Here is a 7,970-nt window from a genome sequence, read left to right on the forward strand (position 1 = left end):
GCCCGGGGAGTGGTCGGCCGAGGAGCCGTACCGGATCGACGCGGACCAGCAGCTGTTCCTCTTCTCCCGGGCCGACACCATCTACGGCGGCTCGGACCAGATCCAGCGCACGATCATCGCCGAGCGTGTGCTCGGGTTGCCCAGGGAGCCGAAGGGGGTCGGGTGATGCGGGGTGTGGTGTTCGACGGCCGGTGGGTGCGGGTCGTGGACGATCTGGCGGTACGGGAGCCGGGTCCTGGCGAGGTGCTGGTCGCGATCGCGGCGGCGGGGCTGTGCCACAGCGATCTGTCGGTGGTGGACGGCACCATCCCGTTCCCGGTCCCGGTGGTGCTCGGGCACGAGGGCGCCGGTGTGGTGGAGGCGGTCGGCGCGGGGGTCACCCATGTCGCGCCCGGCGACCATGTGGCCCTGTCCACGCTCGCCAACTGCGGCACCTGCCCGGAGTGCGACCGGGGCCGCCCGACGATGTGCCGGCAGGCGATCGGGCGCCCCCAGCGGCCCTTCACCCTGGCGGGGGCGGAGCCCGTCCATCAGTTCGCCGCCAACTCCGCCTTCGCGGAACGCACCGTCGTCCGGGCGGTCCAGGCGGTCCGCATACCCCGTGACATCCCCCTGGAGTCCGCCGCGCTGATCGGCTGCGGGGTGCTCACCGGGGTCGGTGCCGTACTGAACCGGGCGCGGGTGCGGTGCGGGGACAGCGTCGTCGTCATCGGCACCGGCGGCATCGGCCTGAACGTGCTCCAGGGGGCGCGGCTCGCGGGCGCCCTGCGGATCGTGGCTGTGGACGCCAACCCGGCGAAGGCGGCGATAGCCCGGGAGTTCGGCGCCACCGACTTCCTGACCTCGGCGGACGCGGTGCGGGAGCTGCTGCCGACGGGGGCCGACCACGTCTTCGAGTGTGTCGGCCGGGTGGAGCTGATCCGGCAGGCCGTCGATCTGCTCGACCGGCACGGCCAGGCGATCCTCCTCGGTGTGCCCCCGGCCGCCGCCGAGGCGTCCTTCCGCGTCTCCACCCTCTACCTGGACAAGTCCATCCTGGGCTGCCGCTACGGCTCCGCCCGCCCCCAGCACGACATCGCCCTGTACGCCGACCTGTACCGCCAAGGCCGCCTGCTGCTCGACGAGTTGGTCTCCGCTGTCTACCCGGTGGAGGACTTCGAGAAGGCCCGAGCGGACGCGAGGGCGGGACGGGTGGCGCGGGCGGTGCTCACGTTCTGACCGGCGGGGGCCGACGCGGGCCGGAGCGGACCGACGTGGGCCGGTGCGGATCGGTGTGGGCCGGCGGGCCGTACGCGGCTTCCGCCGCGCGCCCCTGAGGGGCCCACGCCGTGCGCCCCTCAGGCGTCCACGGCGAGCGCCCTGAACGTCCGCCGATACGTCGTCGGGGTCACGCCCAGCGCCTGCTGCATGTGCTGGCGCATCGACTGTGCCGTGCCGAAGCCCGAGGTACGGGCCACCTGGTCCATGGAGAGGTCGGTGGACTCCAGCAACTGGCGGGCGCGCTCGATGCGTTGGCGGCTGAGCCACTGGCCGGGGCTGACGCCGACCTCCTCGCGGAAGCGGCGGGTGAAGGTGCGTACCGACATGGCCTCCTGCTCGGCCAGGTCGCGCAGCTGGATCGGTTCGTGCAGCCGGGCCAGTGCCCAGGCGCGGGCGCCGGTGGTGGTGGCGAGCTGGGGGTCGGGCACCGGGCGCTCTATGTACTGGGCCTGGCCGCCGTCGCGATGCGGCGGGACGACCATCCGCCGGGCCACGTCATTGGCGACGGCCGTGCCGAAGTCGCGGCGGACCATGTGCAGGCACAGATCGATCCCGGCGGCCACCCCGGCCGAGGTCAGCACGTCGCCGTCGTCGATGAACAGCACGTCCGCGTCCACCTCGATCCTCGGGAACAGCCGCTGGAAGTGGTCCGCCTCGGCCCAGTGGGTGGTCGCCCGGCGACCGTCGAGATATCCGGCGGCGGCGAGGACGTACACCCCGGTGCAGATGGAGGCGAGCCGGGTGCCGGGCCGGATCAGGGTGAGCGCGGCGGCCAGTTCCTCGGTCAGCCTGCCCTCCTCGAAGACCGGGCCCAGCTCGTACGACGCCGGGACGATCACCGTGTCGGCGCAGGTCAGCGCCTCGGGGCCGTGCGGCACCTGGACGGCGAAGTCGGCGTCCGTCTCCACCGGGCCCGGGGGTCGTACCGAGCAGGTGAACACCTCGTACAGCGGCCGGCCCAGGGCGTCCCTGGGGCGGCCGAAGATGCGGTGCGGGATGCCCAGCTCGAAGGGGAGCAGCCCGTCCAGGGCGAGGACGGCGACCCGGTGCGGGCGGTACTCCTCGGTGGCGTGCGCGGCCCGATCAGCGTGCGCGGTCCGGTCGGCAGGCAAGGCCCGGTCGGCGTGCCTGGCCCGATCGATACTCATGGCCCGATCCTAGCGAATGCTGTCCTTCGGGCCACTCGATGCGCGGGAAGGAAATGCGGACGCTGTATGACGTGATTCAGACAAACCCCGCCGCCGTCCCCACCCAGGCCGCTCCGCCCGATCCGCGCCCGGCGCGCACCCGCCTGCACCGCGCCTGGTTCGTCGCGGCCGTCACCTTCGTCACGATCACCGGCGCGGCCGCCTTCCGCTCCCTGCCCAGTCTGCTGATCGACCCGCTGCACCAGGAGTTCGGCTGGTCGCACGGCACGATCGGCGCGGCCGTCTCCCTCAATCTCGCGCTCTACGGCGTGACCGCGCCGTTCGCCGCCGCGCTGATGGACCGCTTCGGCATCCGGCGGGTGGTCGCGGTGGCGCTGACCGTGATCGCGATCGGCTCCGGGCTGACCGTGTGGATGACGGCGGCCTGGCAGCTGTGGCTGTGCTGGGGACTGCTCGTCGGGCTCGGCACCGGCTCGATGGCGCTGGCCTTCGCGGCGACGGTCACCAACCGCTGGTTCACCGCGCGCCGGGGCCTGGTCACCGGCATCCTGACCGCCGCGTCCGCCTCCGGTCAGCTGGTCTTCCTGCCGCTGCTGTCCTGGATGGTCGAGCACCACGGCTGGCGGCCCGCCGCCGTGACCGTCGCCCTCGCCGCCCTGGCCGTGGTGCCCTTCGTCTGGCTGCTGCTGCACGACCACCCGGCGGACGTCGGGCAGAACCCCTACGGGTCCGCGGAGTTCCTGCCGAAGCCGCCCCCGGCGACGGGCGCAGCCCGGCGCACCCTCAAGGTCCTGTCGGCCTCCGTGCGCACCGGCACCTTCTGGCTCCTCGCCGGTACCTTCGCGATCTGCGGCGCCTCCACCAACGGCCTGATCCAGACCCACTTCGTGCCCGCCGAGCACGACCACGGCATGCCGGTGACGACCGCGGCCTCGCTGCTCGCGGTGATCGGGGTGTTCGACGTCGTCGGCACCATCGCCTCCGGCTGGTTCACCGACCGCTTCGAGCCGCGCCGCCTGCTGGCCGTCTACTACGCCCTGCGCGGCCTGTCCCTGGTCTTCCTGCCGATGCTGCTGGCCCCCTCGGTCCATCCGCCGATGCTGTTCTTCATCGTCTTCTACGGCCTCGACTGGGTGGCCACCGTCCCGCCCACCCTCGCCCTGTGCCGTGAGCAGTTCGGCGAGGACAGCGCGATCGTCTTCGGCTGGGTGCTGGCCTCCCACCAGATCGGCGCCGCGCTCGTGGCCTACCTCGGCGGGCTCGCCCGTGATGTCTTCGGCTCCTACGACCTCGTCTGGTACGCCTCGGGCACGCTGTGCGCGGCGGCGGCGCTGATGTCCCTGGTGATCCGCAGGGTCCGCCCGCCCGAGCCGGTCCTCGCGACGGGCTGACGGAGGGGCCGGACCATGGCCGCGGCGGACGGGTGGCCGGCCGTGACGCGTCGCTCGGCGCGGGCCGTTCGCAGGGCGTCGGCTGCTCGGCGTACGCCCATGCTCGTGTCCCGCCCGTCCGGGTGAAGGGTCGGCCCGCTCAGGAACTCTTCTCGGATCGCTTGAGTGAACAGAATCGTTTGCCCGCGGCACTGCGCCGGTGCCCAAGCGCACCCTCTACGCGCACGACGATCTGACCGGCCCCGCCGGGTTGCCCGGCGGGGCCGGCCACCGAGCGATCTTCGTACGCCCCCAGGGTCGTTGGCTGGAGCGCGGCTGGGGCTCACGGGATCACGGGATCAGTGCGGCAGACCGATGTACTGGCCCATGGCGGTGGCCGCATGGGTGAAGAAGGCGGCCGGGTCGGCGGCGACGCCCGCGATATGGCCGTTGACCTCGAAGCCGACCATGCCGTGCAGCTGGGTCCAGACGATCAGCATGCGGGTGATGACCGGGGTGGGCAGGCCGCTCAGCATGCCCTGGGCCAGCGGCTCGATCGTGCGGGCCATGCCCTCGGACAGTTCGGGCGCGGGCACGTGGTCCACGGCGAGTTCGCCGGCCGCCAACGCCTCGCGGACCAGGCCGAGCAGGACCAGGACCGTGCGGGCGCCCGCGGCCATCGTCTCCGGCGGGGCGTCGTAACCGGGCACCGGGCGGCCCCAGATCAGCACGTACTCCTCGGGGTGGGCGAGCGCCCACGTGCGGACGCCCTCGCAGCAGGCGACCCAGCGGCTCAGCAGCTCGGCCCCGGCCTTCTGCGCCTCGGCCGCGGCCCGCTCCGCGCTGTCGCCCATCGCGTTGTAGGCGGCCAGCACCAGCTCGGTCAACAGGGCGTCCCGGTCGGGGAACCGCTCCTCGATCAGGGCCGGGTCGACGCCGGCCGCGCGGGCCAGCCCGGCCGGGTCCAGGTCGACGCGGTGCCGGGCCGCGAGGCGTCCGCCCGCCTCGGCCTTCAGCCGGGAGACGGCCGCGTCGAGGCTGTCCTGGCGGGGGTCATGGGCTTCGGAAGTCGTCATGATCCCGACCCTGTCAGAGGTCCCGCATCGCGTCGATTACATGACGGGTAATACGGCGTGCATGCGGCTGGTTCCGGCCAAGTGGCCCGGTAGCAGGTCCTGTTGGTGTGGAACGGCGGTCAGGTGGGCTCCGGCCTTGTGGCGGGCGGCGAGTCCGTCGAAGGGAGCGCCGAGGCCCACGGCCACCACGAGGTCCGCCGGACAGGCCCTAGTCGGCGAGCCGTCCGAACCGGCCCCGGTGGAAGAGGAGCGGGGCCGGGGGGTCGTCGGTGGTGCCGAGGGCGTCGACCCGGCCGGTCACGATCAGATGGTCGCCGCCGGGGTGGACCGCGTGGACGGCGCAGTCGATCCAGGCGGTGGCGCCCAGGAGCCTGGGGGAGCCCGTACGGGGCGCGGGGGTGTGCGGGACGCCCGCGAACTTGTCGGCGCCGCGCACCGCGAAGGCCCGGCACAGCTCGGCCTGGTCGGCGCCGAGGATGTTGACGCAGAAGACGCCGGCGCGGGCGATGCGGGGCCAGGTGGTGGACGTACGGGCCACCATGAAGCAGACCAGGGGCGGGTCGAGGGAGAGCGAGGAGAAGGACTGGCAGGCGAAACCGGCCGGGCCGCTCTCGCCCTCGGCGGCCGGCGCCGTGATGACCGTGATCCCGCTCGCGAAGGTGCCGAGGACGCGGCGGAACTCGGCCTGGTCCACCGGCGCCCGCTCGTCCGCCCGCACACAGCGCAGCTCCGGGCGCGGCAGCGGATCCACCGGGTGCAGGCCCAGATAGCGGACGGCTGCGGCTGCGGCTCCTGCGTGTCCCATCACCCCTCCATTGAAGCTGACAGGGCGTCAGACAGGAAGGGGCGCGAAGGGTCAGGACGGGTGGACGAGGACCGCGTAGGTGCGCGCGTACGAGCCGCCCGAGGGCGGGCGCGGCCAGTCCGCGCTCAGCAGGGCCGCCGAAGCCGCCTCGCTGGTACGGCCGTTGACCCGGACCTCGGCCGTGTCCTTGCCGTGGAAGGTGCCGAAGAAGAGCTTGACGCCGATCAGCCCCTGGCGGGGCAGGCCGTCCGCGGTCAGGGCCGGGGCGATCAGCGGCAGGAGTGCCCGGTCGGCGGCCCACCGCTGGACCGAGCTGTGCTCGGGCCCGGCTCCCCAGCCGACGATGCCGCCCTGGATCGCGTGCCGGCCGGGAAAGCCGTCCGGATCCTGTGCCGGGAAGTGGGCGCCGTGCCGCCCGCGTTGCTCCAGCGTCTCCAGTACGGCCGCGCCGGTGGTCGTCGCCCACATCCGCACGGCCCGTTCGAGCTTCGCCTCGGGCGTGGGCCCGAATCCGGAGACGCAGTCCGGCAGTGAGGTCTGCTCCGGGCGGTCGGTGTCCAGCACGAAGGTGAGGTCCACATGCCCCTCGGAGCCCTCGTGGTCATGACCGAGTACGACGGCCACCCGGCCCGGCCCCCGCACCCGGTCCCCTGCGACCTCCCAGGCCGCCCCGCCGAGTCCGCCGAGCCGCTCCGCCACCAGCCTCAGCGCCAGTGACTCCTTCGGGCCGATCGGCTCGTTCGCGACCGGCCCGTCCTTCTTGCGCCAAGGTCCCCATCCCATGGCGCGACACCCTAGGGCAGGGGGCTGTGGGGTCGTCGGGCGGTCTCAACGCCCCAGGAATTCAGGCCCTCTTCGCTCCGCGAACGCGCGCAGTCCCTCCCCGGCGTCCTGTGTCGTCAGGTTGATCTCCTGCGCCCATGCCTCCGCCGCGAAGGCGGCCGGGCGGTCGCTGTCGAGGGAGGAGTTGAGGAGGTGCTTGGTGAGGGCGAGGGCACGGGTCGGGCCGGTGGCGAGCCGGGTGGCCCAGTCGCGGGCCGTCTTCGCCAACTCCCCTTCCGGGAGGACCCGGTTGACGAGGCCGAGCCGCTCCGCCTCCGGCGCGGACAGCGCGTCGCCGAAGAACATCAGCTCCTTCGCCCGCTGGAGACCGGTCAGCCGGGGCAGGAGGTAGGCCCCGCCCGCGTCCGGTACGAGTCCGCGCCGTACGAAGACCTCGATGAAACGGGCCGGTTCGGCGGCCAGGACCAGATCGCAGGCGAGGGCGAGATGCGCGCCGAGGCCAGCCGCCGTGCCGTTCACCGCCGCGATCACCGGCTTCTCGCAGTCGAGGACGGCGGCGATCAGGCGCTGGGCGCCGGTGCGCAGGGTGCGGGCGACATCGCCGGGGATCCGGGGGGAGTCCGTTCCCGAGCGGGAGTCCGTCCCCGAGCGCAGGTCGGCGCCCGCGCAGAAGCCCCGGCCGGTGCCGGTGAGGAGCACCGCGCGCACGGCCGGGTCGGCGGACGCCTCGGCCAGCAGGTCGACGAGGCGGTCGCGCAGCGCGGGCGTGAGGGCGTTCAGGGTCTCGGGGCGGTTCAGGGTGAGGTACGAGACATGGTCGCGCACCTCGTGCTCCACCCCGGTCATCGGCACACCACCAGCGCGTCCAGCGCCACCGCGCCCTGGCCCCGGGGCAGCACCATCAGCGGGTTAATGTCCAACTCGGCGATGTGATCGCCCAGTTCGAGGGCCATGCGCTGGACGCGCAGGATCACCTCCACCAGGGCGTCCACATCGGCGGGCGCCCGCCCCCGGACGCCGTCCAGGAGGGCCCGGCCGCGCAGATCCCCGAGCAGGGCGTGGGCCTGGTCCTCGCCGAACGGGGGCACGCGTACGGCGGTGTCGCGCAGCACCTCGACCAGGACGCCCCCGAGCCCGGCGGTCACGGTCGGCCCGAACAGCTCGTCATGGGTGACCCCGACGACCATCTCCACGCCCCGCTCGACCATCTGGCAGACCAGGATGCCGTCCAGCGGGACGCCCTCGTAGCGCGCGATGTCGTTGAACTCGCGGTAGGCGTCGCGCACTTGGCTGGCGGAGGTGAGGCCGATCCGCACCAGGCCCAGCTCGGTCTTGTGGGCGAGCCGGTCACCGGAGGCCTTCATCACCACCGGGTAGCCGATCTGGGCCGCCGCGCGGACGGCCGCCGCGGCACTGGTCACCAGCTGTTCGCGGGGCACCCGGATGCCGTAGGCGCGCAGCAGCTGCTTGGCCGCGTGCTCGCTGAGCTGCCGCCCGGGGCTCATCAGGGCGGCAGCTCAGCGAGCAC

Annotated in this window: 8 protein-coding genes and 1 pseudogene; 3 read left to right on the forward strand and 6 right to left on the reverse strand. The window is 73.5% G+C overall.

Going from position 1 to position 7,970, the window contains the following annotated elements:
* Both CCN72_RS38275 and CCN72_RS28070 read left to right on the forward strand, forming a co-directional pair.
* A partial coding sequence (locus CCN72_RS38275) for an acyl-CoA dehydrogenase family protein (RefSeq protein ID WP_279630289.1) occupies positions 1 to 166 on the forward strand: 166 nt, incomplete at its 5' end.
* A complete protein-coding gene (locus tag CCN72_RS28070; RefSeq protein WP_086810666.1) occupies positions 166 to 1,218 on the forward strand; it encodes a Zn-dependent alcohol dehydrogenase in 1,053 nt (350 codons plus the stop codon). The genes CCN72_RS38275 and CCN72_RS28070, both read left to right, overlap by 1 nt.
* Before the next feature lie 119 nt (positions 1,219 to 1,337).
* Here the strand turns inward: CCN72_RS28070 and CCN72_RS28075 are convergent, their stop codons facing one another.
* Positions 1,338 to 2,408, reverse strand: a complete 1,071-nt coding sequence (locus CCN72_RS28075) for a GlxA family transcriptional regulator (RefSeq protein WP_086810667.1) — start codon at positions 2,406 to 2,408, stop codon at positions 1,338 to 1,340.
* 53 nt (positions 2,409 to 2,461) lie between these two features.
* Between CCN72_RS28075 and CCN72_RS28080 the strand changes: the two genes are divergently transcribed.
* Positions 2,462 to 3,799 carry an MFS transporter gene (locus CCN72_RS28080; RefSeq protein WP_402147878.1) on the forward strand — a complete coding sequence of 446 codons (1,338 nt, stop codon included), beginning with the start codon at positions 2,462 to 2,464 and terminating at the stop codon, positions 3,797 to 3,799.
* Between the two features lie 338 nt (positions 3,800 to 4,137).
* Here CCN72_RS28080 and CCN72_RS28085 read toward each other — a convergent pair whose 3' ends face one another.
* The 5 genes and pseudogenes from CCN72_RS28085 to CCN72_RS28105 all read right to left on the reverse strand — a co-directional run.
* The gene (locus CCN72_RS28085) at positions 4,138 to 4,854 is read right to left on the reverse strand and encodes a TetR-like C-terminal domain-containing protein (RefSeq protein ID WP_158101426.1); all 717 of its coding nucleotides are present in this window, start codon (positions 4,852 to 4,854) and stop codon (positions 4,138 to 4,140) included.
* 208 nt (positions 4,855 to 5,062) lie between these two features.
* The gene (locus CCN72_RS28090; protein ID WP_086810668.1) at positions 5,063 to 5,659 is read right to left on the reverse strand and encodes a flavin reductase family protein; all 597 of its coding nucleotides are present in this window, start codon (positions 5,657 to 5,659) and stop codon (positions 5,063 to 5,065) included.
* 51 nt (positions 5,660 to 5,710) lie between these two features.
* On the reverse strand, positions 5,711 to 6,442 hold the full coding sequence (locus tag CCN72_RS39195) for a DUF6348 family protein (RefSeq protein WP_086810669.1): 732 nt from the start codon (positions 6,440 to 6,442) through the stop codon (positions 5,711 to 5,713).
* A 45-nt stretch (positions 6,443 to 6,487) separates the two neighbouring features.
* Positions 6,488 to 7,288, reverse strand: coding sequence for an enoyl-CoA hydratase/isomerase family protein (locus CCN72_RS28100; RefSeq protein WP_202442638.1), 801 nt, complete (start codon positions 7,286 to 7,288; stop codon positions 6,488 to 6,490).
* Positions 7,285 to 7,959: pseudogene (locus CCN72_RS28105) on the reverse strand (acetate--CoA ligase family protein); the annotation flags it as partial. The gene CCN72_RS28100 and the pseudogene CCN72_RS28105, both read right to left, overlap by 4 nt.
* Positions 7,960 to 7,970 lie beyond the last annotated feature (11 nt).

The sequence above is a fragment of the Streptomyces murinus genome (assembly GCF_002154555.1).
Classification (GTDB): Bacteria; Actinomycetota; Actinomycetes; order Streptomycetales; family Streptomycetaceae; genus Streptomyces; species Streptomyces murinus.

Coding starts and splice junctions, on each gene's coding strand:
- CCN72_RS28070 (WP_086810666.1), top strand. CDS start 166: ATGCGGGGTGTGGTGTTCGACGGCCGGTGGGTGCGGGTCGTGGACGAT.
- CCN72_RS28075 (WP_086810667.1), bottom strand. CDS start 2,408: ATGAGTATCGATCGGGCCAGGCACGCCGACCGGGCCTTGCCTGCCGAC.
- CCN72_RS28080 (WP_402147878.1), top strand. CDS start 2,462: ATGCGGACGCTGTATGACGTGATTCAGACAAACCCCGCCGCCGTCCCC.
- CCN72_RS28085 (WP_158101426.1), bottom strand. CDS start 4,854: ATGACGACTTCCGAAGCCCATGACCCCCGCCAGGACAGCCTCGACGCG.
- CCN72_RS28090 (WP_086810668.1), bottom strand. CDS start 5,659: ATGGGACACGCAGGAGCCGCAGCCGCAGCCGTCCGCTATCTGGGCCTG.
- CCN72_RS39195 (WP_086810669.1), bottom strand. CDS start 6,442: ATGGGATGGGGACCTTGGCGCAAGAAGGACGGGCCGGTCGCGAACGAG.
- CCN72_RS28100 (WP_202442638.1), bottom strand. CDS start 7,288: ATGACCGGGGTGGAGCACGAGGTGCGCGACCATGTCTCGTACCTCACC.